Annotated in this window: 23 protein-coding genes and 1 tRNA gene; 14 read left to right on the forward strand and 10 right to left on the reverse strand. The window is 71.8% G+C overall.

Annotated features, from left to right (window positions below; all coding sequences use genetic code 11):
* Window positions 1–78 precede the first annotated feature (78 nt).
* Window positions 79–705: a DedA family protein gene (locus ACIBK3_RS03680; protein WP_399361476.1), complete on the forward strand. Its 627-nt coding sequence runs from the start codon at window positions 79–81 to the stop codon at window positions 703–705.
* Between the two features lie 277 nt (window positions 706–982).
* On the opposite strand, the gene ACIBK3_RS03685 is transcribed toward ACIBK3_RS03680, so the two are convergent.
* Complete coding sequence (locus ACIBK3_RS03685; RefSeq protein ID WP_399361478.1) at window positions 983–1213, reverse strand: DUF2277 domain-containing protein; 231 nt, start codon at window positions 1211–1213, stop codon at window positions 983–985.
* Window positions 1214–1325: 112 nt separating this feature from the next.
* Here ACIBK3_RS03685 and ACIBK3_RS03690 point away from each other — a divergent pair, with 112 nt between their 5' ends.
* Window positions 1326–2255, forward strand: coding sequence for a ketopantoate reductase family protein (locus ACIBK3_RS03690; protein ID WP_399361480.1), 930 nt, complete (start codon window positions 1326–1328; stop codon window positions 2253–2255).
* Window positions 2256–2419: 164 nt separating this feature from the next.
* Window positions 2420–3430 (forward strand): alpha/beta fold hydrolase, encoded by a 1011-nt coding sequence (locus ACIBK3_RS03695; protein WP_399361483.1) that lies wholly within the window; start codon window positions 2420–2422, stop codon window positions 3428–3430.
* Window positions 3431–3477: 47 nt separating this feature from the next.
* On the opposite strand, the gene ACIBK3_RS03700 is transcribed toward ACIBK3_RS03695, so the two are convergent.
* Window positions 3478–4560, reverse strand: coding sequence for a helix-turn-helix transcriptional regulator (locus ACIBK3_RS03700; protein WP_399361485.1), 1083 nt, complete (start codon window positions 4558–4560; stop codon window positions 3478–3480).
* Window positions 4561–4672: 112 nt separating this feature from the next.
* Between ACIBK3_RS03700 and ACIBK3_RS03705 the strand changes: the two genes are divergently transcribed.
* The 3 genes from ACIBK3_RS03705 (at window position 4673) to ACIBK3_RS03715 (ending at window position 8200) form a co-directional block, all read left to right on the forward strand.
* Window positions 4673–5290, forward strand: a complete 618-nt coding sequence (locus tag ACIBK3_RS03705; RefSeq protein ID WP_399361487.1) for a DinB family protein — start codon at window positions 4673–4675, stop codon at window positions 5288–5290.
* A 110-nt stretch (window positions 5291–5400) separates the two neighbouring features.
* On the forward strand, window positions 5401–6537 hold the full coding sequence (locus tag ACIBK3_RS03710; protein WP_399361489.1) for a winged helix DNA-binding domain-containing protein: 1137 nt from the start codon (window positions 5401–5403) through the stop codon (window positions 6535–6537).
* A 352-nt stretch (window positions 6538–6889) separates the two neighbouring features.
* Window positions 6890–8200, forward strand: a complete 1311-nt coding sequence (locus tag ACIBK3_RS03715) for an MFS transporter (RefSeq protein WP_399361491.1) — start codon at window positions 6890–6892, stop codon at window positions 8198–8200.
* A gap of 705 nt (window positions 8201–8905) precedes the next feature.
* Here the strand turns inward: ACIBK3_RS03715 and ACIBK3_RS03720 are convergent.
* Window positions 8906–9331 (reverse strand): hypothetical protein, encoded by a 426-nt coding sequence (locus tag ACIBK3_RS03720; protein ID WP_399361493.1) that lies wholly within the window; start codon window positions 9329–9331, stop codon window positions 8906–8908.
* 224 nt (window positions 9332–9555) lie between these two features.
* Between ACIBK3_RS03720 and ACIBK3_RS03725 the strand changes: the two genes are divergently transcribed.
* Both ACIBK3_RS03725 and ACIBK3_RS03730 read left to right on the forward strand, forming a co-directional pair.
* A complete protein-coding gene (locus tag ACIBK3_RS03725) occupies window positions 9556–12363 on the forward strand; it encodes a BTAD domain-containing putative transcriptional regulator (RefSeq protein WP_399361495.1) in 2808 nt (935 codons plus the stop codon).
* 521 nt (window positions 12364–12884) lie between these two features.
* Window positions 12885–13229 carry a hypothetical protein gene (locus ACIBK3_RS03730; RefSeq protein WP_399361497.1) on the forward strand — a complete coding sequence of 115 codons (345 nt, stop codon included), beginning with the start codon at window positions 12885–12887 and terminating at the stop codon, window positions 13227–13229.
* Between the two features lie 49 nt (window positions 13230–13278).
* Here ACIBK3_RS03730 and ACIBK3_RS03735 read toward each other — a convergent pair.
* Window positions 13279–13350 (reverse strand) — tRNA-Val (locus tag ACIBK3_RS03735).
* A 223-nt stretch (window positions 13351–13573) separates the two neighbouring features.
* Between ACIBK3_RS03735 and ACIBK3_RS03740 the strand changes: the two genes are divergently transcribed.
* The 3 genes from ACIBK3_RS03740 to ACIBK3_RS03750 all read left to right on the forward strand — a co-directional run bounded on the left by ACIBK3_RS03740 (window position 13574) and on the right by ACIBK3_RS03750 (window position 16200).
* Window positions 13574–14344, forward strand: a complete 771-nt coding sequence (locus tag ACIBK3_RS03740; RefSeq protein WP_399361499.1) for a DUF4097 family beta strand repeat-containing protein — start codon at window positions 13574–13576, stop codon at window positions 14342–14344.
* Between the two features lie 74 nt (window positions 14345–14418).
* On the forward strand, window positions 14419–15801 hold the full coding sequence (locus ACIBK3_RS03745) for a hypothetical protein (RefSeq protein WP_399361501.1): 1383 nt from the start codon (window positions 14419–14421) through the stop codon (window positions 15799–15801).
* 177 nt (window positions 15802–15978) lie between these two features.
* Complete coding sequence (locus ACIBK3_RS03750) at window positions 15979–16200, forward strand: zinc ribbon domain-containing protein (protein ID WP_361369628.1); 222 nt, start codon at window positions 15979–15981, stop codon at window positions 16198–16200.
* A 136-nt stretch (window positions 16201–16336) separates the two neighbouring features.
* Here the strand turns inward: ACIBK3_RS03750 and ACIBK3_RS03755 are convergent, their stop codons facing one another.
* The gene (locus tag ACIBK3_RS03755) at window positions 16337–16990 is read right to left on the reverse strand and encodes a response regulator (RefSeq protein ID WP_399361504.1); all 654 of its coding nucleotides are present in this window, start codon (window positions 16988–16990) and stop codon (window positions 16337–16339) included.
* Window positions 16981–18123: a sensor histidine kinase gene (locus ACIBK3_RS03760; RefSeq protein WP_399361506.1), complete on the reverse strand. Its 1143-nt coding sequence runs from the start codon at window positions 18121–18123 to the stop codon at window positions 16981–16983. The genes ACIBK3_RS03755 and ACIBK3_RS03760 overlap by 10 nt, the downstream gene beginning before the upstream one ends.
* A gap of 132 nt (window positions 18124–18255) precedes the next feature.
* On the opposite strand from ACIBK3_RS03760, the gene ACIBK3_RS03765 reads away from it, so the two are divergent.
* Window positions 18256–18936 (forward strand): DedA family protein, encoded by a 681-nt coding sequence (locus tag ACIBK3_RS03765; protein ID WP_399361508.1) that lies wholly within the window; start codon window positions 18256–18258, stop codon window positions 18934–18936.
* A 44-nt stretch (window positions 18937–18980) separates the two neighbouring features.
* Here ACIBK3_RS03765 and ACIBK3_RS03770 read toward each other — a convergent pair whose 3' ends face one another.
* Window positions 18981–19631, reverse strand: coding sequence for a TetR/AcrR family transcriptional regulator (locus tag ACIBK3_RS03770; RefSeq protein ID WP_399361510.1), 651 nt, complete (start codon window positions 19629–19631; stop codon window positions 18981–18983).
* Between the two features lie 155 nt (window positions 19632–19786).
* On the opposite strand from ACIBK3_RS03770, the gene ACIBK3_RS03775 reads away from it, so the two are divergent.
* Complete coding sequence (locus tag ACIBK3_RS03775) at window positions 19787–20818, forward strand: medium chain dehydrogenase/reductase family protein (RefSeq protein WP_399361512.1); 1032 nt, start codon at window positions 19787–19789, stop codon at window positions 20816–20818.
* A 187-nt stretch (window positions 20819–21005) separates the two neighbouring features.
* A complete protein-coding gene (locus ACIBK3_RS03780; RefSeq protein ID WP_399361514.1) occupies window positions 21006–21677 on the forward strand; it encodes an SRPBCC family protein in 672 nt (223 codons plus the stop codon).
* Between the two features lie 77 nt (window positions 21678–21754).
* Here the strand turns inward: ACIBK3_RS03780 and ACIBK3_RS03785 are convergent, their stop codons facing one another.
* Genes ACIBK3_RS03785 through ACIBK3_RS03795 form a run of 3 tightly spaced genes read right to left on the reverse strand, consistent with a single transcriptional unit; the run spans window position 21755 to window position 26230 of the window.
* Entirely contained in the window at window positions 21755–22570 is an 816-nt protein-coding gene (locus tag ACIBK3_RS03785) for an HAD family hydrolase (RefSeq protein WP_399361516.1), read from the reverse strand.
* The gene (locus tag ACIBK3_RS03790) at window positions 22570–25026 is read right to left on the reverse strand and encodes a phosphoribosyltransferase (protein WP_399361518.1); all 2457 of its coding nucleotides are present in this window, start codon (window positions 25024–25026) and stop codon (window positions 22570–22572) included. Before ACIBK3_RS03790 ends, ACIBK3_RS03785 begins: the two co-directional genes overlap by 1 nt.
* A 37-nt stretch (window positions 25027–25063) precedes the next feature.
* The gene (locus ACIBK3_RS03795) at window positions 25064–26230 is read right to left on the reverse strand and encodes an HpcH/HpaI aldolase/citrate lyase family protein (RefSeq protein WP_399361520.1); all 1167 of its coding nucleotides are present in this window, start codon (window positions 26228–26230) and stop codon (window positions 25064–25066) included.
* Between the last annotated feature and the right edge of the window lie 35 nt (window positions 26231–26265).

Genomic DNA, 26265 nt, shown 5'->3' on the forward strand with positions numbered 1-26265 from the left:
CCTGCCGCACCCCCGCGACACCTGCGGCGAGACAGCACGACCGGCCACGGGGGATACGGGGAGACGCGGGGAGACGCGGTGTTCGAGAGTGTGGGGGCGTTGATCGGCAGCCCCTGGATCTACGCCATGGTGGCGCTGTCGGTGCTCCTGGACGTTTTCCTGCCGGTCCTGCCGAGCGGTGTCCTGGTCATCACGGCCGCGACCGCGGCGGCCGCGAGCTCGGGCGCGGCGACCGGCGAGGTACCGCACCGCGTGCCGGACATCCTGGCGCTGGTGCTCTGCGCGACCACGGCGTCCGTCCTCGGTGACCTGGTGGCGTACCGGCTGGCCTGGCGCGGCGGCGAACGCCTCGAGGCCGCGATCGCCCGTTCCCGTCGGCTCAGCATCGCGCAGGAACGTCTCGGCGCGGCCCTGTCCCGGGGCGGCGGCGCCCTGGTCGTCCTCGCCCGCTTCGCCCCGGCCGGCCGCTCGGTCGTCTCCCTCGGCGCCGGCGCCGCCCACCGCCGCGCCCGCGACTTCCTCCCTTGGTCCGCCCTGGCCGGCCTCTCCTGGGCCGCCTACAGCGTCGCCCTCGGCTACTTCGGCGCCCACTGGCTCGGCACGACCTGGCTGGCGACGGGGGTGTCGGTACTGGCCCTCTTCGGAGCGGGGGCGGGAGCGGCGTACGTGATGCGACGGCAGCCCAGGGCGGCGGAGGCGTCGTAGCGAGGGAGGTGACGGCGGCCGGTCGCCGTGACCGGCCGGGCGGCGGTGACCGGCCGGGCGGCGGCACGGGGTCCCTGAGCGGTCGGCGGGCTGTCCGCATACTCAAGAATCCGCAATACTCCAGATTTCGCAGACGCGATCCGCAGAATCCACAGACGCGCCGCCGGTGCGGCACCCGGCCGGCGTCGGTGGGCGAACCCACCCGGCGTCAGTCCGGCGCCGGCCCAGGCCCACGCATCGCCCGCCGCCAGGACGCCGCACCCCCCGCCGGCCCGTCCTACCCGGCCCTTCGCGCGGGCGCCCCCCGCACCTCCAGTCCGGCCAGCAACTCGGCCGTGGCCTCGGCGATCGCGTCGACCGCCCGGTCGAACACCTCCTGGTTGTGCGCGGCGGGCGCCCGGAACCCGGACACCTTCCGCACGTACTGGAGGGCAGCGGCCCGAATGTCCTCCTCCGTCGCCTCCTCGGGCAGAACCGGCGGACGGAGCGTCTTGATACTGCGGCACATGCTCCCAGTCTCGCCCCTCGGACCGACACCTGTCCCGGGAACCCGACGCCTGCGATGATCATCCGTGAGGCGGCCACCACCGAGGGGCCGACCGACGAGAGGAACCCTCACCATGGCGCACGGGCCGGCACCCGCATCGGCGCAGGAACTCACCGTCGCCGTCCTCGGCCCCGGCGGCACCGGCGGTCTCCTCGCCGGGCTCCTGTCCCGGGCCGGTCACCGCGTGATCTGCCTGGCCGGTGAGGAAACGGCCGCCACCCTCCGTACGGCCGGAATCCGGGTCCGCAGCGCACGGTACGGCGACTTCACGGCCCGCGTGGAAGCGGACACCGTCCTGCGCGCACCGGTCGACGCCTGTGTGATCGCGGTCAAGCACACCTCCCTGGACGCCGCCCTCGACCGCGTCCCGCCCACCGCGCTCGGCGACGCCCTCCTCGTCCCGCTCCTGAACGGTGTCGAACATCCGGCGGCCCTGCGCGCCCGCTACCGGCCGGACCGTGTCGCGCCCACCGTCATCCGCGTCGAGTCGACCCGGGTGGCCCCGGGCGTGATCGAGCACGCCAGCCCGTTCGCCGAGGTGGATCTGGCGGGCGACGGCGTCCCCCGCGAGCGTCTCGACACGCTGGCTCAGGCCCTCACCGCCGCCGGTCCGGCCGCCCGCGTCCTGGCCGACGAGACGGCGTCCCTGTGGGCGAAGATGTCGTTCCTCGCGCCCTTCGCCCTGCTGACGACGCGCTACGGCCTCCCACTCGGGGACATCCGCACCCGTCACCGCGAGGAGCTGACCGCTCTGGTGGAGGAGGCGGCCGCGGTCAGCTCAGCGTCCGGCGGCCCGGCGGACCCGGCCCAGGCACTGGCCCGCTACGACGCCTTCCCCCCGGCCGCCAAGTCGTCGATGCAGCGCGACGCGGAGGCGGGCCGCCCCCTCGAACTGGACGCCATCGGCGGAGCGTTGCTCCGCGCGGCCGAGCGCCACGGGGTGCCGGCACCGGTGACGGCCCGCATCGTCAGCGAGTTGTCGTCCATGGGCCCTCGCCCGTGAGCCGCCGGTGGTCATGCACTGAGTCCGGTCGCGGCTTTGCCGAAACGGCAACAACGCTCGCGGCCCCTCCCCGGGACCTCGCAGGATCGTCGTACGAGCAGCCGTAGCACCGCCGCAGGCCCCCGTCCCGCGGCCGGTGCACCTGACGTACGGAGGACGACGCGATGCCGCAGCCGGACCCTCGGCCCACGGATCTCACCCACCGCCTGGTCCCCGGCCCCGCCGGCCGGATCCACCTGGTGGAGCAGGGGACGGGACCGCTGGTCCTGCTGCTGCACGGATTCCCGGAGTCCTGGTACTCGTGGCGGCACCAGCTGCCGGTGCTGGCCGCCGCCGGGTACCGCGCGGTCGCCGTGGACGTGCGCGGCTACGGGCGCTCCTCGAAGCCCGCCGCGGTGGACGCGTACCGGATGCTGGACCTGGTGGCGGACAACGTGGCCGTCGTCGAGGCGCTGGGCGGGCGGCCCGCGGTGGTCGTCGGGCACGACTGGGGTGCGACGATCGCCGCGCACTCCGCCCTGCTGAGGCCCGACGTGTTCCGCGCGGTCGGCCTGCTGAGCGTCCCGTACACCCCGCCCGGCGGACCCCGGCCCACCGAGATCTTCGCCCGACTGGGCGGCGGGGAACAGGAATTCTACGTCTCCTACTTCCAGGAGCCGGGCCGCGCCGAGCGGGAGATCGAGCCGGACGTACGCGGCTGGCTCGCCGGTTTCTACGCCGCCCTGTCCGCCGGAACGATGCCCGCACCCGACGCCCCGGATCCGCATTTCGTCAGCCCCGGCGGCACCCTGCGGGCCCGTTTCCCGGACCGTCGGCCGGCCTGGCTCGGCGAGCACGAACTCGACGTCTACGCCGGGGAGTTCGAGCGTACGGGCCTGACCGGCGCCCTGAACCGCTACCGCGCCCTGGACCTCGACTGGAAGGACCTCGCCGACCGCACCGGCGCGCCGATCCCTCAGCCGTCCCTGTTCCTCGGCGGCTCCCTGGACGCCTCCACGACCTGGCTGTCCGACGCGATCGACGCCTTCCCCACCACTCTGCCGGGCCTGTACGCCTCCCACCTCCTCGACGGCTGCGGCCACTGGATCCAGCAGGAACGCCCCGAGGAGGTCAACGCCCATCTGGTGGAGTGGCTGGCCTCCCTGCCCGCCGGCGCCGACGGCCGTCAAACATGAGTGCATACGGCATGACGGGCGGCCTCCCGTGGCCCGACGGCAGCCGCCTACGGATCACCGACCGCCGCCCTCCGGCTCGGCGACGACTCGCCCACGCTCCCGACAGACGGGCCACCTGACGGCGGCGCGGCAGGCGTATCGCGGGCGGCGTCGGCGTAGCGGCGGGCCAAGTACCCGAAGGCGGCCTTGAGTTCCGGCGGGCCGACGACCTTCATGTCGGCGTCGAACATGCCGATGGCGGCGGCCAGGCCGGGCCAGGACCAGGAGCCGAGGACGAGCCGGCAGCGGTTCGGGCCGAGTTCCTCGACGAGTCCGTCATGGGCATGGCGGGACACCGCCGCGGCGGGCAGGTCGAGGATCACCTCGCCGCGGCACGGCCAGTCACCCGAGCCGCCGGAGCCGTCGGAGCCGCGGAACCGTGCGGCGACGAAGGCGGCCACGTCACCGCCGGGCACCTCGCGTGGGGTGAAGCGGGGGCCTGTGGGCACGCGCGGGGTGATCCTGTCGGCGCGGAAGGTACGCCAGTCCTCACGGTCCAGGTCCCAGGCCACGAGGTACCAGCGCCCGCTCCAGGTGACGAGGTGATGGGGCTGCACCCGGCGAGGCGGGGACGCGGCGGGGTCACCGGCGCCGGTTCCCGGTGGGGAGGCGTAGTCGAAGCGCAGTCCCTCGCGGGCGTGGACGGCGGCGCTCAGCGCCATCAGCACCCTGGTGTCGACCCGGGGGGCCGGCCGGGTCGCGGCCCGCTCGACGGCGGTGACCCGGAGGATGTCGATGCGGTGGCGCAGCCGTGCGGGCATGACCTGCCGGACGGTGGTCAGCGCCCGTGCCGCGGCTTCTTCGATGCCGGCACCGCTGGTGGTGGCGACCTGGAGCGCGACGGCCAGTGCGACGGCCTGCTCGTCGTCGAACAGCAGCGGCGGCAACTCCGTACCGGCGTCGAGCCGGCACCCGCCGTCGGGACCCTTGAAGGCCACGATCGGATAGCCGAGCTCGCGCAGCCGGTCGACGTCGCGGCGCACGGTGCGCGGGCTGACGTCCAGCCGCTCGGCCAGCAGGGCCCCAGGCCAGTCGCGGCGCGCCTGGAGCAGGGAGAGCAGTGACAGCAGGCGCGCTGAAGTCTTCGGCATGAACGCCATCCTGCCCCGGATAGCGGCCACACCCTGTCCGCTACCCCTGCGACGGTTACCTCGTACCGGACAACGCCACCGACCGAAGGACCCGATCGTCGTGCCTCATTCCATGACTTCCTCACCTTCCTCGACCACTTCAGCTTCCTCTGTGCCGTCGGGTCCCTCAGGCCTCTCGGCCCTCGACGCCGAGCGTGCCGACCTGCTCGACGCGCTCGCCACCGCGCGCACCGCCTTGACCCACACGGTCCGCGGGCTCAGCGACGAGCAGGTCGGCGAACGGCCGACGGCCGGCGCGCTGTGCCTGGGCGGGCTGATCAAGCACGTGGCCTCCATGGAGGAACGGTGGATGCGCTTCGTGGTCGAGGGTCCGTCGGCGATGCGCTTCGACCTGCCCGACGGCGTCACCTGGGCCGACGTGGCGGGCGGTACCGCTCGCGCGATCCCGCAGTGGATGACCGACCACCAGAACGACTTCCGGATGCTGCCCGACGAGACGTTGGCCGACATCCTCACGCGCTACGAACAGGTCGCCGCCCGCAGCGAGGAGGTCATCGCCTCCGTGCCCGACCTGTCGACGACCCACCCGCTGCCGGAGGCGCCCTGGCACGAGCCGGGAGCAGTGCGCAGCGTGCGGCGGGTGCTGGCGCACGTCATCGCTGAGACCGCCCAGCACGCGGGCCACGCGGACATCCTGCGCGAGTCGCTCGACGGGCAGACGTCGACCTGACCGAGAACCAGGGCGAGTTGGCCGAAGCGAGGCCCGTTGGACATGGAAGGCAGGACAGTCACCATGAAGATGAGCGAGCCGGCAAGGACCCGTACCCCCGGTGTCACCTCATGACCGTTCTCGACACTCGCGCGCTCAACCGCGCCACGCTCGCCCGCCAGTTCCTGCTCGACCGCGCCGACGTACCGGTCCTCGACGCCGTCGCGCACCTCGGCGGGCTGCAGGCGCAGGAGCCGCAGGAGCCGTTCGTCGGCCTCTGGTCGCGGCTGCGTGCGTTCGACCCCGCGGAGCTCTCGGACCTGCTGACCGGGCGGCGCGTGGTGCGGACCCACCTCATGCGCCGCACCGTCCACCTCGTCACCGCCGACGACGCCCTGGCCTGGCGGGCCCGCCACGACACCATGCTGCGTCAACGGGTCCTCGGGACCTACCGCCGTGAGCTCGCGGGGGTGGACCTCGACGAACTCGCGGCGGCGGGCCGGGCGGTGATGGCCGACGGCGAGCCCCGCTCGATGACCGAGCTCGCCCGGGCCCTCGCCGACCGCTGGCCGGCGCCTGGTCCGCGGGCCCTGGGCGAAATGCTGGTCGCCGCTCTCGTGCCGATGGTGCAGCTGCCGCCGCGCGGGCTGTGGCGCACGAGGGCGGGAGTACGCAACGCCCTGCTGTCCTCATGGCTGGGACGGGAGATCGACCCACCGCCCCCGGACGGCTCCGATCCGGTCGGCAAAGCGCTGGTACGGCGCTATCTGGCCGCGTTCGGCCCCGCCGCCTCGGCCGACCTGCGCGCCTGGTGCGGCCTGGCCGGACTGCCGGCCGCGGTCGCCGCCGTACGCGAGGAACTGGTCGCCTTCCGCGACGAGCGAGGCCGGGAGCTCCTGGACCTCCCCGACGCACCGCGCCCCGACCCCGACATACCGGCCCCGGTACGGTTCCTGCCGGCGTTCGACAACGCGATCCTCGGCTACCGCGACCGCAGCCGGATCATCGACGACGCCCATCGCGGCCTGTCGGTCACCGGCGCCCGCGTCGTCCTGGTCGACGGCCGGGTCGCCGCGACCTGGAACGCCAAGGCCGACACCGTGACCATCACCCCGCTGCGCCGCTTCTCCCACGCGGAACGAACCGCCGTCACCGAGCAGGGCGCCGCACTGGCGCGGTTCCTCACAGACGGCTCGGACCACTCCGCCGACTCCGCCGACTCAGCCCACAGGGACAGCCACCGCGTCCGGATCGACCTGTACGTATGAACGAACCGCTGCGCTGGCCGGAGGCCCCTGCGCGTAAGAGGGCTGCCTGAAGGCGTGCGAGGAGTCACGACAAGTGCTCGCTCGGGTGACCGACGATCCTCCCCGCCCGGCCTTCAATCGTCTTTCCTGCCTGGCCGCCGAAGGCTAGTGTTCGGGTTCGGCGAGTGACCCACGAGGAGCGAGGACATGCCCGGTTATCCGAGCGCGCGTTGACGTTGTAGGCCGTGATCGGCCTGTCATCGCGTGCTGCCCTTGACAGTGCGGCACAGCGAGCCTTCCCCTGCCTGAGCCATCGGTGCGCCTGTCGCGCGCCGGGTGTCGGGCCTCGTTGTCGGCAGTCCAAGGGATCCCCGTGCCCTCCGCTTCCTCCGCTGCATCCGATTCAAGTCGACCGGTCCCCTCACGTCTGTGGCGGGACAGTGACTTCCGTAGTCTCTGGGTGGGCCAGACGGCCTCCCAACTCGGCGAACACACAAGTCTGTTGGTGTTGCCGCTCTTCGCCGTTCTGACACTCGACGCCGGTGCCGGCCAGTTGGGCGTCCTCCGTGCGGTGGGGCAGGCGCCGATCCTGTTGCTCTCGCTCTTCGTCGGCGCGTGGGTGGACAGATGGCGGACCCGCACGGTGATGGTGCTGACGGACGTCGGCCGGACCCTGGCACTGGGCGCCGCCGCGTTGGCCGGCCTCCTCGGCCGGCTGGGCCTGCCCGCACTGTTCGTGGTCGCCTTCGCCGTCGGGGTCCTGTCCGTGTTCTTCGACGTGGCGTACCAGGCGTCTCTCGTGCGGCTGGTGAGACGCGATCAGTTGGTGCGAGGCAACAGCGCGCTCGAGGGCAGCCGGTCCGCGGCGCAGATCACCGGTCCCGCCCTCGGCGGTGCGTTGGTGTCACTGCTGTCGGCGCCGGTAGCCGCCGCCTCCAGTGCGCTGTTCTTCGCGCTGTCGTTCCTGTCGATCCGACGGATCCGTCACCACGAATCCATCCCGGAGCACTCGGAACGTCCCCCGCGCATCTGGCGTCGCATACATGAGGGCCTTCGTTTTGTCGTCAGCGATACCTCGCTGCGGACCGTGTGCCTCGCCTCGGCCGCCTTCCAGTTCTCCTTCGCGGCCATGATGACCGTCTACCTGCTCTTCCTGCCGAGGGAACTGCATCTGTCGGGCACCGCCGTCGGGCTGTCGCTTGCGGCGACGGGGCCGGGCGCGCTCCTGGGCTCGCTGCTGGCCGCCCGCCTGCCGAGCCGGTTCGGTTACGGTGCGGTGCTCGTGTCCGCGGCAGCACTCGGCGACGCCGCGTTCCTGTGTGTGCCCGCGCTGAACGGCTCCTCCGCGGTGACGGTTCCCGCGCTCCTTGCCGTCAGCTTCGTGTTCGGGTTCGGCAGCCAGTTGGTGAATGTCACGGTCATGGCCGTCCGGCAGGCGGTCACTCCGGACGGGATGCAAGGCCGTGCGGCCGCCACGATCACGTTTGTCGGCATGGGGATGACCCCGCTCGGCTCGCTGCTCGGGGGATTCCTGGCGGCGGAGTGGGGTTTGCGCACCAGCCTCCTGGCGACCGCCGCGGGCATGACGCTGTCCCCTGTCCTGATGGCCCTGTCCCCGCTCGCACGCCTGGGACGGGCGCTTCCGGCCCTCCCAGGACGCACGGCCGACCCACGATCTGCCTGACTCAGGGACGCACCCCGTTGTGACTGAGCACCTCAGTCGGGTCTGACCGCGCTTCCGTGATGACTACGGCTGTATGAGGATGCGAGTTCCGAGAAGGGTGAGGGAGGCTCGTCGCGCGGTCCCGTCGGCAGACACACGATGATCGTCCGCCTCAGTGTGCGTCGCTTCTTCTGCGATCAACGCCAGTGCAGGCGTCGTACATTCGCGGAACGGGTGGAGGGCCTTTCCGAGCCACGACGCCGCTGTCCGGCCGCGCTACGGTCTGCGATGAAGGCAGTTGCGGTAGAGCTCGGCGGTCGTCCGGGCCAGCGCCTCTGCGCGAAGTCACGGCCTCACGGCCGACGGACTGCGCGTCGGGGGCTCCTGGCTGGTGGCCTTGGTGAAGGCCGTCAGCCGGTCACGGCACACGACGATAATCGGACTGGGGTCTCGTGGTGGGACCTGCCGACGCGTTGCGGGTCGTAAAAGACCGTCTACGAGCGGCACGGACGCTGATCAGCGGACGACACGTGGGACCGGATCCTGCGGGCCACCCCGGCCGGTACCGACGCGGAAGGCCGGATCGAATGTCGTGGACCTGACCTCCTGCCGCGCTCACCAGCACGCTGCCGGGGCCCGCAGGAAAAGCACCGCGCGTCCCGCAAGAAGACTGGCCGGCATGGGGTGCGGGCCCCGCAGTTCGCGGAGCCCGCACCGCCCCCCCATTCAGCAGGCGTACCAACCGCTCCAGCCGCTGGAGTAGGAGTTGCACCAGAGCTTGTGCGTGGCGTTGGAGTTGATCACCTGCACGGTCGGCCGACCGCCGGAGTAGAAGGTGTCCCAGACGTTGGTGGCCGTGCCGCCCATGCTCTTCCAGCCTCCCGAGGACGCCGAGATCCGATACACCTGGTAGTTGGTGCCGATGACGAACGTCTCGGTGTGGCCGTCGGCCCAGGTGGTGTCGTGAACGTCACTGGAACAGGTCTTGTAGCCGGTGTAGCCGTAGCGCGTGATCGCGCACCCAGCCCGGACGTCTTCCTGCGCCTGGACCGACCCGCGAGCGCTGCCCGGCGCCGCGGTTGCCGTGCCGCCCAAGACCGCTGCCGTGGCCAGCCCAGCGACAGCCGTGGTGGTGAGGAACTTCTTGAACACCGCATGTCCTTCCTGAGAACGGTAGTCGACTCGGCGCCTGCCCCCGTCCGGACGCCGCACGGCCCACTGTTTCCGGCCGACTGTGGCCAAACCTTGGACAGACCTTGAATGGCCAGGTCAGGGTGTTGGGTGGGCCGGTAGGACGCCGTTCGGCATGGCTCTACGACGGCATGGGAACGACGAAGCGGCTGGGGACCGGCCGTGGGGACAGGAGGTTCGGTGCGGTGACGGCGCAGTTCACGGTGCTCGGTGACATCGCGGTTCGGGTGGATGGCCGGCCGCTCGGCATCGGGCACATGAGGCAGCGCTGTGTGCTGGCGGCGCTGCTGGTCGACGCCAACCGCACCGTCTCGGTGGACCAACTGGCCGACCGTGTCTGGGCGGACCGGCTCCCGCAGCGGTTCCGCTCCACCCTCTACAGCTATCTGTCCCGCCTACGACAGGCCCTGATCCTGGTTGGGGGCGCCGGAGCACGAATCGAGAAGGGACCGGGCGGTTACCAGCTCACCGTCGACGCCTCAGCGGTGGACCTGCACCGGTTCCGGCACCTGGTGGCACAGGCCAGGACTGCCGAGGACGGCGAGCGTGCCGTGGCCCTGTTCGAGGAAGCACTCGACCTGTGGCGGGCCGAGCCGTTCGCCACCCTGGACACGCCCTGGTTCAGCGCGCTGCGCGAAACGCTCGTCCGCGAACGGCTCGCGGCCGAGCTGGACCGCAACGACCTCATGCTGCGTCAAGGCCGTCATGGCGAGTTACTGGCCGAACTGACCGCGAGGGCCGAGGCGCACCCGATGGACGAGCGGCTGGCCGGTCAGCTGGTACTCGGTCTGTACCGATCCGGGCGCGCAGCCGACGCACTGGGCCACTACCGGCGCACCCGGGAACGGCTCGCCGGGGAACTCGGCGTGGACCCCGGGGCGCCGTTGCGGGAACTGCACCAGCGGATACTCACGGCCGACCCCTCGCTGGACCCGCCGCACTCCCTGCCGGCGGTCACCTCCCCGCTGCCCGTGCCCCGCCAACTGCCCGCACCGCCCGGGATGTTCACCGGCCGCGCCAAGGAGCTGGACCAGCTCACCGAGGCCCTGGACGGCTCGGCAGGTGCCGGTGGCGGCCCGGGCGGGACCGTGGTGATCTCCGCGATCGGCGGCATCGGCGGCATCGGCAAGACCTGGCTGGCCCTGCGCTGGGCGCACGAGAACGCGCACCGGTTCCCGGACGGGCAGTTGTACGTGAACCTGCGCGGGTTCGACCCGGCCGAGCAACCGATGCCCACCGCCATCGTGGTGCGCGCCTTCCTCGATGCGCTGCACGCCGACCCGGACAGCATCCCGGCGGACCCGGATGCGCAGACCGCGCTGTACCGGAGTCTGGTCGCCGGGCGGCGCATGTTGATCCTCCTGGACGACGCCCGCGACGCCGACCAGGTCCGCCCCCTGTTGCCAGGCAGCCCTTCGTGCACCGTTCTGATCACCAGCCGCAGCCGGCTGGCCGCCCTGGTGGCGACGCACGGCGCCCAGTTGGTGGCGCTCGACGTCCTCGGACGGGACGAGGCGCACCACCTGTTGGTCAGCCATCTCGGCGTACCCCGGGTCGCAGCCGAACCCGAGGCCGCGACCGTGCTGATGGACCACTGCGCGGGGCTGCCTCTGGCCCTTGGGATCGTGGCCGCCCGCGCCGCCACCCACCCGGACTTCCCGCTCGCCGTCCTGGCCGCGGAACTGAACCAGGCCGCCGACCGACTCGACGCGCTGGATATCGGTGATCTCACCGCCAGCCTCCGCGCAGCTTTCGCCGCCTCCCACCGCGCGCTCACCTCGCCGGCCGGCACCATGTTCGTCCTCCTCGGCCTGGCGCCCGGCCCGGACATCAGCTTCGCCGCGGCGGCGAGCCTCGCCGCGCTTCCCCCGGCCCGGGCCCGGGCTCTGCTGACGGAACTGGAGTCCGCCCACCTGGTGCGACAGGACAGCCCGGGCCGCTATCGGATGCACGACCTGGTTCGTCTGTACGCCGCCGAACTCGCCCATCAGCAGCCCGGCCAGGGCAGCGAGGCCGCCCTGACCCGGCTCGTCGACTTCTACGTGCACACCGCTTACGCGGCCAACCGTCTACTGGACGGTCCGAACACGCCGTTCGATGCCCGGCTGCAGTCGCCGGTGCCCGGGTGCAGCCCGCTGATTCCGGCGGACGCCGCGGCCGCGCTCCGGTGGTTCGATGAGGAACACGCGTGCCTCCTCACCGTCCAGTCCCTCGCCCTCGCCACCGGTCGCCACCCCCAGGTGTGGCAACTGGCCTGGTCCCTCATCTCGTACCAGCAGGGCGGCTACCACCTGCGGGAGTACCTCACCGTATGGCGAGCCGCCCTGACGGCAACTGAACGCCAGGGCGACCCCACCCCTAGAGCCCTGGCCCACTGGCGCTACGGCCACGCCCGCTCTCTGACAGGGGACTACGGCGAGGCCCTGGACCAACTCGGCCTGGCCCTCACCCTGGCCGAACGCACCGACGACACCGCCGGCCAGGCACACATCTGCCGCACCCTCGGCCGGGTCTGGGAGCAGTACGGCGACGACGAGCGCGCGCTGGAGTACGCACTGCGCGCCCTCGCCCTCTACCTGCAGTTGGACAACCCCGTCTGGCAGGCCAACCAGCTCAACGCCGTCGGCTGGATGCACGCCCAGCTCGGCCGCTATCCGCAGGCGCGTACCCACTGCGACCGGGCGCTGCGTCTGTACAGCGAACACGGCCGTCCCGCCGACGCCGCCTCCGCCCTTGACAGCCTCGGCTACATCGCCCATCACACCGGCCAGCACGCGCAGGCCCTGGAGTACTACCAGCAGGCCCTGGCCCTCTTCCGCGAGCACGCGGACTCCTCGAATGAGGCGGACACCCTCGCCAACCTGGCCGAGACCCACCACGCCATGGGCCATCCCGCCCTCGCCCGCGAAGCCTGGCAGCAGGCCCTGACCCTGTACCGGGTCCAGAACCGCACCGCACAGGCCGAACAGGTACTGGCCCGGCTGCGCGCCTAGCCAGGAGGGAAGCACAACCGAAACAGTCGCGTCCTCGTTGGCGTCTTGCTGCCCGGGAGCGGGGGCGCAGGTCAGCCAACGTGATGCTCAGAGGGGCCGAGTAGGGCGCGGGCGTCCAGGACCAGCTCCGTCTGTTGAAGGCCACCCCCGGCCTGCTCGCCGAAGGGCACATGCCCGAGTACCTCGTCGGTCGCGCCAACGGCGTTGTCGGCCTGGCCCAGGCAGGCATCTCGCGGCGTCAGCTGTCGTCCGGGCCTGGGCCACGCAGGGGCACTACCCGCTTGCACCGACGCTCCAAGACCGGCAACACCGCCTCCCCGCACCGCAGATGCGTGAGGTCAAGGTCGAAGCCCGTCACATCAACCGGTCCGGCCCCCGCGACTGACGTGGCAGCCTCCGGCGGCTTCCGCACAAGTCACTGCGTGACTACTGTCCGCGACCTCACCACACGGATCGACGCCGCGCAAAGAACCCTCCCAAGTAACTCGCAACCCAAAATCGAACAGGCGTAGCATTGTGCCGTGGCTACGACCTATGACTTTCCGAGTGACCTCCTCGCCGGTCAGGAGGAGCTGCATCAGGTCCGAGCTGAGCTGTCGGCCCTGCTCAAACGGCTCCCCTGGTCGGTCGAGCCGCTGGACGGTTTCAGCGACGACAACGGCTGGCGCAAGGTGGAACGCCCCGCCTCCCCCGGCTGGACTTCCGACGAGCAGGCCGAAGTGGAGAAGCTCCGGCAGCGCGAGCACGAACTCGCGGTCTTCGTGAGCTGCCACCGGTTCTGGACAGAGGTCGTGGCGGCGGAACGCGTGAACGCCCGTATGAAGCTGAAGCACGCACACGAGGCCCAGGAGCAGCCGCAGATGTGAGAAACGCCGAAGACCCCGGCCGCGATCGGCCGGGGTCTTCGGCGTGGTGTGGGCGCGGACGGTTTCGAACCGCCGACATCCTGCTTGTAAGGCAGGCGCTCTACCCCTGAGCTACGCACCCGAGACGAGTCGACAGCCTACCTTGCCGCGGGCGCTGTCCCGCAAACCGTATCGGGACAGTCCGCGACGGCCTCGTGCGGGGGATAACCCCACCGGGAATCCGGGAGCGCACTGGATCCCGCGGCGGGGGCCGGGTCCGTACGGTCGAGGGGCGAAGAGCGGAGAGGAGCGGGCGCGCGGGGTGTCCGCCGAGCCTTCGCCAGCCGTCCCAGGGGGAGTTCGTCATGGCCCGTACCATCGCCGCCCGTACCGCCGCCGCAGCAGGAGTCGTCACGCTGCTCGTCGTGGGGGTCGCCGCGTGCGGTGCCTCCGCCGGGGACGACAAGGACCCCGAGCACCGGTCCTTCGCACTGCAAGGGCGCACCCTCACCATCGACTCCGACGACTCCGCGCTGGAGATCGTCGCCACGGACGGCCGGCCGGCGGGCAAGGTCCAGGTGACCCGCTGGTTCCAGGGCACGGTCGCCATCGGCAAGGATCCCGAGGTCACCTGGTCCATGAAGGACGACCGGCTGAAGCTGCGCATGAAGTGCACCGGGGTGGTCGCCGACTGCGCGGCCAGCCACCGTATCGAGGTACCGCGCGGGATCGCCGTGAAGGTCGAGGACGGCGACGGCAGCGTTCGGGCCCGCGGCTTCGAGGACGCACTGAGCATCCGTACGGGCGACGGTTCCGTCCGTGTCACCGACACCACCGGCCCGCTGGACCTGCACACCAGCGACGGATCCGTCCGCGCCGAGGTCACCTCCCGGCAGGTCCGCGCCCGGACCGGCGACGGCTCGGTCCACCTCGAACTGGGCGCCGTGCCGAACCGGGTGGAAGCCCGCACCGGAGACGGCTCCGTCACGATGGTGCTGCCCCGCGCCACCTACCGCGTGACGACCCGGACCGGCGACGGCGGCGTGGATGTGTCCGTGCCCCGGGGCGACGCCAGCTCCCATGTGGTGTCCGCACAGACCGGCGACGGCAAAGTCACCGTTCGAACGGCGAACTGACCGGCCCGTGTGTTCGTCCCTAACCGGTGGGAGAATGGCACCGGGCCGGATGGATCACAGCACGGGAGAGGCACGTGACGGCGACACCACCGCAGTCGGACTCGCCGTCGGTGCCGCGCGCACCGCAGCCCACGCACCTCGCGTTCCGCGACGCCCTCACGCTGATCGGCCTGCCGCTCGTCGCCGCGCTCGCGCTGCCCGCCGCCTTCGCCGGCGGCGGTACCCGGCGCTGGTTCGGCGGGCGCGCGGAGAGCCAGCGCGCCGAGGCGCAGGCCGCGAAGGACGCCGCCGCCGCCGCGTTCTACGAGCTCGACACCGCCCAGCGTGACCTGCGGATCTCGATAGAGACCATCACGGCCGTCGACGACTCCCCGGCCGCCCGGCGCACGGTCGCCGACTTCGACGCGATCGGCCGCCGCATCGACGAGGCCAGCCGCCAGTACATCGAGGCCGTCGACGCGCACGACCTCGACCGCGACGACCTGGAGGCTTCGGCCGCCGCCCAGGCCCGCACCGCGCTCACCCGGGCCAAGGACGAGCTGGGCCGGGTGAAGCAGGAGCTGGACCGGTTCGCGAGCGGGCTCGGACCGCTGCTCGGCAAGGCCGAGACCCAGCTGGCCCGCCTCGCCCCCGCCGTCGAACGGGCCCGCCAGGGACTGCTCGCCGCCTCCAACGCCCTCGACGCCGTACGAGCATCAGGGCTGAAGGCGGACGACCTCGCCGCCCGGCTCGCCGCCCTCGGACCCGAGCTGACCAAGCTGAACCAGGGCGCCGGTCAGCACGGCGTCCCCCAGACACTGGAACGCGCCGAGCGGGTGGCGCGAGAGGCCGAGGCGGTCCGGGCGGAGGCCGAACGGCTGCCCGAGCGGGCCGCCGAGATCGACCACCGGCTGGTCTCCCTGCGCACCCGCGCCGAAGCCCTCACCACCCGCGCCGGGCAGGTCGAGCCGATCCTGAGCGAGCTGCGCCGACGCTTCACCGCCGCCTGCTGGCAGGACCTCCAGCACGTCCCGGAACAGGCCGGACAGAACGTGGCCCAGGCCGAGCAGAAGCTGCGCGAGGCCCGCGCCGCCCGCGACGACCAGCGCTGGCCGGACGCGACCGCCCTCCTCTCGACGGTCCGCGCCCTGCTCAACGCGACCGACGAGTCCGTCTCCGCCGCCGGTGACCGGCTGAGCCGCCTGAACGCCGTCCAGAAGGACCCCCAGCAGGAGGTCGACCGCACCCGCTTCGCCATCCGCGACGCCCAACGCCTCGCCATGGCCGGCCGCAACACCCCCGACCCGCGCCACGCCCGCCCCCTGGACAACGCAGTCACCCGCCTCGACCAGGCAGTCAGCACCCTCGAAGGCCGCCACCCCGACTACTGGCACTTCCTGACAGAAACAGAGGCGGTACGTCGATCCGTGGCCCAAGTGGTCAGCCAGATCCGAGGGGAACGGGGGGCCGGCCACTGAGCCAGGGGCACGAAGCCGGTCCCCGAGGCTCGCCGCAAGGCCGGTCACTGCGTCCTGAGTGCCGAGCTCGCTCCTTGTCCGACTGAGTCCGACTGAGTCCGACTGAAGTCCCGACGCTTGTTCAGGCTTCCGGCTCGTGCCCTACGAGGTTCGACGGGAGCCGGTTAACCTGTGCGTATGCCTCGCTACGAGTACCGCTGCCGGACCTGCGGCGACACCTTCGAACTGAGCCGCCCGATGGCGGAGTCCTCCGCCCCCGCGGCCTGCCCCGCGGGCCACGACGACACGGTGAAGCTCCTGTCGACGGTGGCGGTCGGCGGCTCGGCCTCCGCCCCGGCGCCCGCACCCCGAGCCGGTGGCGGCGGAGGCGGTTGCTGCGGCGGCGGCTGCTGCGGCTGACGACCGCCACGATTCAACGCTCACTCCCTCAACAAGGTCGTCCAACAAGGTCGTCGCAAGGTCGGTCCCGAGGGCGGCTGCCGGCGTCCAGGCCCCGGGCCTGCCGACGCCGCGGGCGCGCTCCCCCATTCCTGGCTCAGCTCCCCAGATATCGCAGCACCGCCAGCACCCTGCGCGAATATCCCTCACCCCCTGCCAGCTCCAGCTTGTCGAAGATCGCGTTGATGTGTTTCTCGACCCCGCTCTGCGAGATGTGCAGCCGGTCGGCGATGGTCGCGTTGGTGTGTCCCTGGGCCATCTCCGCCAGTACGTCCCGCTCCCGGGTGGTGAGCCGGCCGAGCAGGTCGGTGTGCGTGGTGCGGCCGAGCAGCTGCCGTACGACCTCCGGGTCGAAGGCGGCGCGACCGCGGGCCACCCGCTCCAACGCGTCCAGGAACTCGTCGACTTGGACCACCCGGTCCTTGAGCAGATATCCGACTCCTTCCGATCCTTCCGACTCCCCGGTCAGCAGCTCCGTCGCGTAGCGCTTCTCCACGTACTGAGACAGCACCAGCACCCCGACCCCCGGCCAGCGCTCGCGGATCTCCAGGGCCGCCCGCAGCCCCTCGTCGGTGTGCGTGGGCGGCATGCGTACGTCAGCGACGACCACGTCCGGCTGATCCTCTGCGACCGCCTTCAGCAACAGTTCGGCGTTGCCCACGGCGGCGATCACCTCGTGTCCCTCCTCGGCGAGCAGCCGCACCAGCCCCTCCCGCAGCAGGGTCGAGTCCTCGGCCAGCATCACGCGCATGGCAGCTCCGCGGTCACCAGAGTGGGGCCGCCCGGCGGGCTGGTCACCCCGAGTATCCCGTCGAGGGCCGCGACCCGCCGGGCGAGCCCGAACAGTCCGCTGCCCGAGGCGTTCGCGCCGCCGCAGCCGTCGTCCTCGACACTCACGCACACCATCCCCTCGTCACGGCCGACCGCCACCGCTATCCGGCTCGGCGCCGCGTGCTTCACCGCGTTCGTCACCGCCTCGCAGACGACGAAGTACGCGACCGTGGCCACCGCCTGGTCCGGCTCCTCGGTGAGGTCGTACTCCACCCGTACCGGCACCGGCGCCCGCTCGGCGACCGTCTCCAGCGCCGCCCGCAGCCCGGCCTCGTCAAGCGTCGTCGGATAGATCCGCCAGGCCACCTCACGCAGTTCGTCCAGCGCCTGACGGCTCTCCTCATGGGCCTGGCGCAACAGCCGGTCCACGCGGTCGGTGTCCTGACTGCGCCGGGCGCGGCCGATCAGCATGCCGAGGGCGACGAGGCGCTGCTGAACTCCGTCGTGCAGGTCGCGCTCGATGCGGCGGCGCTCGTCGTGCACCGCGTCGACCACGGCCGCGCGGCTCGCGGACAGCTCCGCGATCCGCCGCTCCAGCTCGTCCTCATGGCGAGGGCCGAGGAGTCGGCGTGCCAACTGCCGCTCCAGCTCGGTGACTCCGCCTATCCCCTGCGTCGCGAGAAACAGCAGGAACAGGCCGCCCAGGCTGCTGAAGACCAGCGACCAGGGACTGCGGACGTCGTCCAGCAGCAGCCATCCGTATATCCACACCGTGCCGTACGCCAGGCCGGTCGCCACCGACAGCATCACGACCCCGCCCAGGACGCCGAGGGCCCACCGGCAGGACAGATACCGCAACGCCTGCACGTCCTCGTACGCCGGCGGAACACGCAGACCCAGCCATGCCTTCAGCCGGGCTCGCTCCAGCTCCGTCATTGTCCGCGCGCACGCGAGGACCGGGCGGAGCACAGCGCTTCGGCCGGTCGGCCAGGCCGCCACGAGCGCCAGGACCAACGCGGCCAGAATCGTGAAGGGCACCTCGACGGCGGCGGTGGCGGCTCCTGTCAGGAGCCCCACACCGCGCCGCGTCCCCCGTCGTGCAATGTCTCGCATGATCGCGAGGCTAGCCGGGGGCGAGGACCGCGCACACTGCGGAAAACCGCAATTCCGGACTGCGGTCGACCGCAGCGGATCGTGCGGTCTTCCTCAGGGCTCCTTCAGCCGGGATTTTCTACCGTGATCGGCATGACAGCCATCGCAGCGCAGACAGTCACGGACGGGGGTGCGGCCCCGCGGTGGATCAACGACCTCATGGACACGCTGGGCGCGCCCGGCGCGGGCATCGCCATCGCCCTGGAGAACCTGTTTCCTCCGCTGCCGAGCGAGGTGATCCTGCCGCTCGCGGGATTCGCGGCGAGCGCCGGGCGGATGAACGTGTTCGCCGTCCTGTTGTGGACCACAGCGGGTTCGGTGATCGGCGCGCTGGCGCTGTACGGGGTCGGTGCGCTGCTCGGCCGTAACCGCACGGTGGCGATAGCGGGCCGGTTGCCGCTGGTGAAGGTGACGGACATAGAAAAGACGGAAGCGTGGTTCCTGCGGCACGGCACCAAGGCGGTGTTCTTCGGCCGCATGATCCCGATCTTCCGCAGCCTGATATCGGTGCCGGCCGGCGTCGAGCGCATGCCCCTTCCGATGTTCCTCGGCCTGACCACGCTGGGCAGCGCGATCTGGAACACCGCGTTCGTGCTCGCGGGGTACGCCCTGGGCGACAACTGGGAGGAGGTCACGGCCATCGTCTCCGCGTACTCGAAGGTGGTCCTCGCCGTGGCCGTCCTGGCGGTCCTGGTGTTTGCCGGCATACGCCTGCTGCGGCGCCCGGGATCGGGGCGTCGCAGGCGAGGGCGGGACATACGCCGGCATCCGTAGCCGCGTTCTTGGTGCTGCTCAGAAGTACTGGTCAGTGGTGCTGCTCAGCGCGCCGACACGTCGTCCAGTTCGGCGGCGAAGAGCTGGGCGGGGTCGAAGCCCATCCCGGTGAAGTGGCCCGCGAGTTCCAGGGAAAGGACACCGTGCAGGCGGGTCCAGAAGCTCAACGCCCGGTGCAGGGCGGTGTTGGGCGCGGAGGGGTTGTCCGCCCACTGACGGCCGAGGCCGTCGAGGTGGGTGTCGAAGGCTGTCGCGGGGCGGTTCGAGGGGAGCGCCGCGCATGCGTCGAGCAAGCTGGCCATGATCTCGGACGCGATCGCGCTGACGTCGTCGGGCGCGTGATAGCCGGGGACGGGTGTGCCGTAGACGAGGAAGTACCGGTGAGGGTCGTCCAGAGCCCAGCCGCGCAGGGCGTGGGCCAGAGCGGCGAGGTCGGCACCTGAGGCGCAGGCCTCGCGGAAGGTGTCGGCGAGGCTGCGGTACGCGTCCCTGATGAGCTCGGTGATCAGCTCGTCGCGCCCGGCGAAGTACCGGTAGAGGGCGGGCCCGCTCATGCCCATCTGTTTGGCGATGGCGTTGAGGGACAGCGCGGACGCCCCCGCCGTGGCGATCTGCTCCCACGCGTGTTGCTTGATCTCCCCGCGCACCTGGGAGCGGTAGCGCTCGCGCGGGGTCTTCGTACCCGTCTCCGCCATGGCCTGCCACCGCCTTTCAACACCCACATCACTACACCATCAAAGTCCAGTTAGAAGGTATCACGAAAGCTGTTGACGTCCACTTTCTCGCTGCGTTATAAGTTCTAACGAACACAAGAGCACGTAACTCAGGATGCCGAACAGTGGAGGTCGTCATGAACGCCGAGGAACTCGTCGAGGTCGTCCTGCCGGGCAAGGTGGAGCCGGAAGGGTTGGAGATCCGGCACGGGGCCGTTCCCGTCGCGGGACCCGGGCAGCTCGTGATCCGGATGGAGGCGACCGGGGTCTCCTTCGCTGAGCAGCAGATGCGCCGCGGCCGGTACTACGACCAGCCGCCATTCCCCTTCGTTCCCGGCTACGACCTGGTCGGCAGGGTGCTGGCAACCGGTGCGGGAGTCGAACCGGGCCTGATCGGCACCCGGGTGGCCGCTCTGGTCAAGGTCGGCGGCTGGGCCAGCCATGTGGTCGTCGACGCGGCGGACGCGGTCGAGGTGCCCGAGGGGATCGGTGCGGCGGAGGCGGAGACCATGGTCGTCAACGGCGTCACCGCCTGGCAGATGCTGCACCGCAAGGCGCGGGTCCGCGCCGGCCAGACCGTCCTGGTGCACGGTGCCAACGGCGGCGTCGGCTCGGTCCTGGTCCAGTTGGCGCAGGCGGCGGGCGCGAAGGTGATCGGCACGGCGTCCGCACGCCATCACGACGCCCTCCGAGGGCAGGGCGTGACCCCCGTCGACTACCGCACGCAGGACGTCGCCGCTCGGGTCCGCGAACTCGCCCCGGGCGGGGTGGACGCCGTCTTCGACCACGTCGGCGGCCACGGCATCATCGACTCCTGGCGGCTCCTCGCACCCGGCGGCACCCTTGTCTCCTACGGCAGCGCCTCCACCCGGGACGACGAGGGGTCCGGGCAGTGGCCCGTGTTCAAGCTGCTCGGCCGGGTGTGGCTGTGGAACGCGCTGCCCAACCGCCGCCGGGCCTACTTCTTCAATGTCTGGGCCGGACGCGCCCTGGCCAAGAACCGCTTCCGGGCCCGTCTGCGCACCGACCTCACCCAGGTCTTCACCGCCCTCCAGCGTGGTGAGGTCACCGCCCGGATAGCCACCCGACTGCCGCTCGCCCGCGTCGCCGACGCCCTGCGGCTGGCCGAGTCCGGCACCACCGCCGGAAAGATCGTGCTGAACCCGTAGCGCCACGCCGTCGCACGCATCGGGACTCCGGCCGGCGGCACCGGCTCCCGCCGCCCGCACCGATTCCCGCCGCGCGCACGGTCGCCCAGCCCACCGGCACACCTGGCCAGGTCCACCCGATCACGCCACCCAGCCACGCCATCCGCCTGCGTCACCCCGTCACGCCACCCATGAAATGAGGAACACCATGTCCAGCCTCCGCACCGCCGCCCTCGCCGCCTCGCTCATGGTCGCCGGCATCCTCGGGACCACCGTCCCGGCAGCCCAGGCCGCCCCCGCCACGCCCGGCCGGACCGCCTCCCGGCCCGAGGCCCAGGCCCAGGCCACCCGCCACACCCAGCCCGCGCCCTCCCAGTGCGGTGGGGAGGGCGTCGACCCCACCGCCCTCATCCGCTATCAGGCCGACGTGGTGATCAAGGCTCCGCTGAGCACCGTGTGGAAGCTGCAGACCGACGTGGAGGGGTGGCCGTCCTGGCAGCCGCCCGTCACCACCAGCGAGCGCCTCGACCACGGCCCGCTCCGGAAGGGCTCGCGGTTCCGGTGGACGACACCCGCGCCGGCCACCCCGACAACCCCCGCCACCACGTTGGACATCACCTCCACGGTCCGGCGACTCCAGCGCCACAGCTGCGTCCTGTGGAGCGGGCCCGCCGTCGGTGAAGGGCTGCGCATCGACGAGGGTGTCCACCTGTGGACGTTCAAGAAGGTCCCAGGCGGCGTCCAGGTCCACACCGAGGAGACCTGGACCGGCGCCCAGGTCGAGGCGGATGTGCCCACCGCGACCGCGGCGCTCGGCGCGGGCCTCGAAGCGTGGCTGAGCGACCTGAAGGCCGCCGCCGAAGCCACCGCCCGTTCGTGATGAGCCCCACCATGATGGTGACCACGAGGACCACCCTCACGGTCACCATGAGGGTGGTCCTCACCGATGGCCGATCCTCAGACGGTCCCCTGCCGTGCCACCCGCAGGAACTCCCGCAGGATCCGCTCCCCCGCCAGCACTCCGCGCTCGGGCAGCGCGCTGATCGCCGGGGCGGTCCAGCCGGCGTCGGCCAGTTCGCCGTGTCCTGGGCGCCAGCCCCGGTCCGCGGCGAGGAGAAGGTCGGCGTCGAGGAGGGAGTCGCCGGCGGCGAGGGTGAGGGCGGCGCCGGTGCGGCGGGCGACCTCACGCACGGCCGCGCTCTTGGTGAGCGGCTTCGGGACGGCGTAGATCTTGCGGCCCTGGAGGGAGACCGTCCAGCCCCGGTTCTCCGCCCACACCGCGAGTTCCTTCACCCAGTCCTCGGGGAGGAGTTCGCGCTCGACGACCAGGTAGGCGAAGAGGTCCTCGGCGATCCGGTGCTTGCGCACCCACAAGGGGTCGGCCGTGGCCATCAGGTGGTCGCGCACCTCGTCCAGCGAGGCGCACTCGTCGGCGAGCCGGGCCGTCACGCGCGCGTGCCAGCCGGGGTCGGAGACGCCGTCCACCAGGAGATGGCCGCCGTTGGCGCAGATCGCGTACGCGGGCGGCGGGCCCGGCAGGCTGATGCGCTGGTACTGCTTGCGGGTGCGAGTCGTCGTCGGCACGAAGACCGCCGCGTCCCCGAGCTCCGAGAGCAGCCCGGCGGCCGTCTCCGTCAGGTAGGACAGCGGCTTGCTCTCGTGCACCTCGACGCACAGCAGCCGGGGCGCCCGCGCGTCCGGCATGGTCAGCGCGAGGGCCGCCGCGGAGTAGATGAGTGTGCGGTCGAGGTCGCTCGCCACCAGCACCGGCATCAGACCGTCACCGCCCTGCCGTCGGCGCCCGTCGCGCCCCGCGTGTACTTCGGGTGGATCAATCCCACGCAGGTGTACGGGAGTTCGGCGACCTCTTCCACCGGGACACCTCTCTGTTCGGCCAGCAGTCGGACATGGTCGAGGTCGGCGCCGGCGCCGGCCCTGGCCAGGATCTTCCAGGGCACCCGGCGCAACAGCACCCGGGTGGTCTCGCCGACACCGGGCTTGACGAGGTTGACGTCGTGAATGCCGTACTCCTCACTGATCCGCTCGACGGCCGCCCAGCCCTCCCAGGTAGGGGCTCGGTCGCCGGACAGCAACTCCTTGGCCTGCGCGTCCACGTCCTCCACGACGTCCGGGAAGCGGGCGGTGACCGCGTCCAGGAAGGCGACGGACACATCGGCGCCGGCGAGTTCGCGGTAGAACTTCGCGCCGTGGAAGTCGTCGGGGCCGACCAGGTCGGTGCGCAGGACGGTGCGCGAGATCAGGCCGGACACGGTCGAGTTGAGGCAGGCGGAGGGGATGAGGAAGTCCTCGCGGGTGCCGTACGTGCGCACGCAGGAGCCGGGGTCGGCGAGGACGGCGATCTCCGGGTCGAAGCCGGCCGCACCGCCGCCCGCCTCGAACTCCTTGACAGCGTCGGCGAGTTCGCGGGTGATGGCGCCCTTGCCGGTCCAGCCGTCGACGAAGACGACGTCACGGGGGTCGTGGTGGGCGGCCAGCCAGCGCAGCGCGTTGGCGTCGATGCCCCGGCCGCGCACGATGGACACGGCGTAGTGCGGCAGGTCGAGGCCGTGCCGGAACTGGGCCCAGCGGCGCATCAGCACACCGATCGGGGTGCCCGCGCGGGCCAGCGAGACGAGCACCGGGCGCGGCGACCGCTCGGCCAGCACCAGCTCGGTGACGGCGCCCACCCCCTTCGCCAGCCGCCCCGCCGAGGCCTCGAGGGCCGTGTGGAACAGCTCTTGGTACTGCTCGCTGGGCTGGTACTCCACGGGCAGCGACTCGGCGTAGTGCGCGCCGCCGCTCTGGATGGCCTCCTCACGCTCCTCGGTCGGCGCCTCCAGCGTCACCTCCGAGAGATCCTGGAGCAGCCAGCCGACCTCCTCGGCCGGGTACGAGGAGAAGGCGGGGCCGCGGAGGGGCTCGGGCAGCATGGCAGGCCTTTCAGGGACATACAGCGACTCGGGGACGTAGGAAGGAACGACCGCGAGCAGGACGTGCGGGGTGTGCGCGGCGAGCTGGGCCAACAGGCCGTCGGGCGCGTGCAGTTCGGGGGTGTCCGCGACCGAGTCGACGACGGCGACGACAGTGTCGAAGCCGGCGCCCGCCACGTTGTAGGCATAGCGCTCGCCGGGTCCGTCGGCCGGGTCGTCATGGGCCGGGAAGACGAGGCGGCTGCGTATCGCGTACCCGGGGTCGTCGACCGCGAGGACGGGCGAGCGGGTGGTGGTCGAGTAGCGCACCTCGGAGTCCGTGACCTGCTCCAGTTCACGGGCGAGCCGCAGCGGCGCGTACATCAGCTCCTCGAAGCCGAGCACGAGGACGCGCCGGGCGTCGTCGGGTATCGCCTCGGCGAGCCGGGCGGCCATGGCGGGCAGGGCGTTGTCGAGGCGTATGCGATGCCGGGGCGTGAAGCCGTGCCGCCCGCCGTCGGGCAGGCCGCGCGGCCAGCACAGGTCGACCCGGGCGATCCGGGCGACCTCGCCGTGGGGTTCCTGGCCCTGCCGGGCAGGGGACTCGTGCCGGGCGACCAGCTCCTGGCCTTTCTCCAGCACGCCGTCCGGGAGCCGTACGGTCCCCGAGGCCGCCGCCACCAGGTCCACGCGGGCGCCGATCTCCTGGGCGAAGACGTCCAGCCGGCCGGCGTCGGCCGGCGAGCGCATGTCGACCAGGGCGACCACCACATAGCGTCGCCGCGGGTAGCGTTCGTGCAGGTCACGGATGGTGTTCAGGACGGTGTTGCCGGTGGAGAACTCGTCGTCGACCAGCACCAGGGGCCCGTTGCCCGCCAGCAGTGCCGGCTCCTCCGGCAGGAGGAGATGGGAGGTGGCGTGCGAGTGGGACTCCTCGAAGCCGCCCGCGGGGGGCACGCCCGGGACCGGGCGGCGGGTGGAGTGCAGGTACCGGGCCAGGCCCAGGCCGTCCGCGACGGAGTGGCCGAGCCCGGTGGCGGTCTCCGCGTACCCGAGGACGACCGCCCGGCCGGCCTCGTCGGCGCCCAGCAGCTCACGGACGCGCCGGCCGAGGGCGAAGCCGTAGCCGTACACGACGGACGGCGACTGCGGTACGTGCTTGCCGAGCACGTGGGAGACGAGCAGGTGCGCCCGCTTGGGGTTGCGGCGCAGCGCGAGCCCCAGCAGGTCGGTCAGCGTGTCGTCGCCCACGAGTTCGACGCCGAGCCGCTCCGCGACCCAGCTGCCGGACCACACCCCGTTGTTCACTGCGTTGTTCATGCGTCCCTTGAGTAGAAGCCGGTGGAAAGGAGCCGGTTCAGGTCGGGATCCCGGCGGCGAGGAGGTCCACGAAGCCGACGTCCTCGTTCGCCACACCGAACACCTCGGCGCGCAGCAGGGTCCGCTCGGCCCAGGCGCGATGCGGCTTCACTTCATTCATTTTGTTCGTGTACGCCGACCTGAGCACCCCGCCGCCGCCACGTTCGGGCCGCAGGATGTCCTGGGCGTCACTGAACTCCTCGTGGCTGACCACGGAGAGTGCGTGCACCGGCAGTACGTGGGAGGGGTGGATGCAGGTCTTGCCGAGCAGTCCGTTGGCCTGGTCGAGGGTGATCTCGCGCAGCAGACCGTCCATGGCGTGCTCCAGGAGGGCCTCGCGCAGTTCCTCGGCCTGGCCCTCGAGGAAGGGGCTGCGGCGCAGCTGCGGCTTGAACATGCGCTCCTGGACGCGGAAGTACTCCCACACCGGCCCGGTCACCGTGAACCCGGTGCCGTCGGCGCGGCCCAGCATGTTCACCACGTCGGCGATCACGGAGGCGACGATCTGGACGTCGTACGCGGTCATGTCGGGGGCCCTGCGCAGGCCGTACGAGGAGCAGAAGTCGGTCACGCCCAGGCGCAGCGCCAGCACCCGCTCCCGGTACTTGTCGACCGCGCGGAAGACGCCCTCCAAGGTCTCCACGCGGGACTCGCGGTACAGCAGCTCGGGCGACTCCAGCACCGGCATGGCGAACAGCCGCCGCCCGCTCTGGACCTCGGCGGTCTGCAGGGCCTCCAGGAAGGGGATGCCGCGTTCCTCGGTGAACTTCGGCATCACGAACCCGGACAGCAGCCGGGCGTCAGGCCCCAGCCGCCGCACGAGATCGGGGATCTGCTCGGGTGCCCGGACCCGGATGAACAGCAGCGGCAGGTCCGCGAGGCCGCGTCCGGCGAGGTCGGCGAACTGGCGTACGAGGTTCTCCTCGCCGTCCGCGACGTCCTCGTCGCCGATCGAGTCCTCCAGGCACAGCACCATCGAGACCACACCGCGTTCGGTCTGCTTGATGATGTCGTCGGCGAGGCGCGGCCGGGTGGCCGGGCTGTAGAGCGTGGCGCCCAAGGCCGCGGACAGCAGCCGGGACGGGGAGTCCGGGGTGAACGCGGCGGGTTCCTGGTGGAAGAGGCGCTGCCGCACCTCAGGGGCGATGTGCCCGAAATGACGCATGAACTCCCCCGTGGTGGCCGAGCGACCCCTGTGAT

The sequence above is a fragment of the Streptomyces sp. NPDC050287 genome (assembly GCF_044459385.1).
GTDB lineage: Bacteria > Actinomycetota > Actinomycetes > Streptomycetales > Streptomycetaceae > Streptomyces.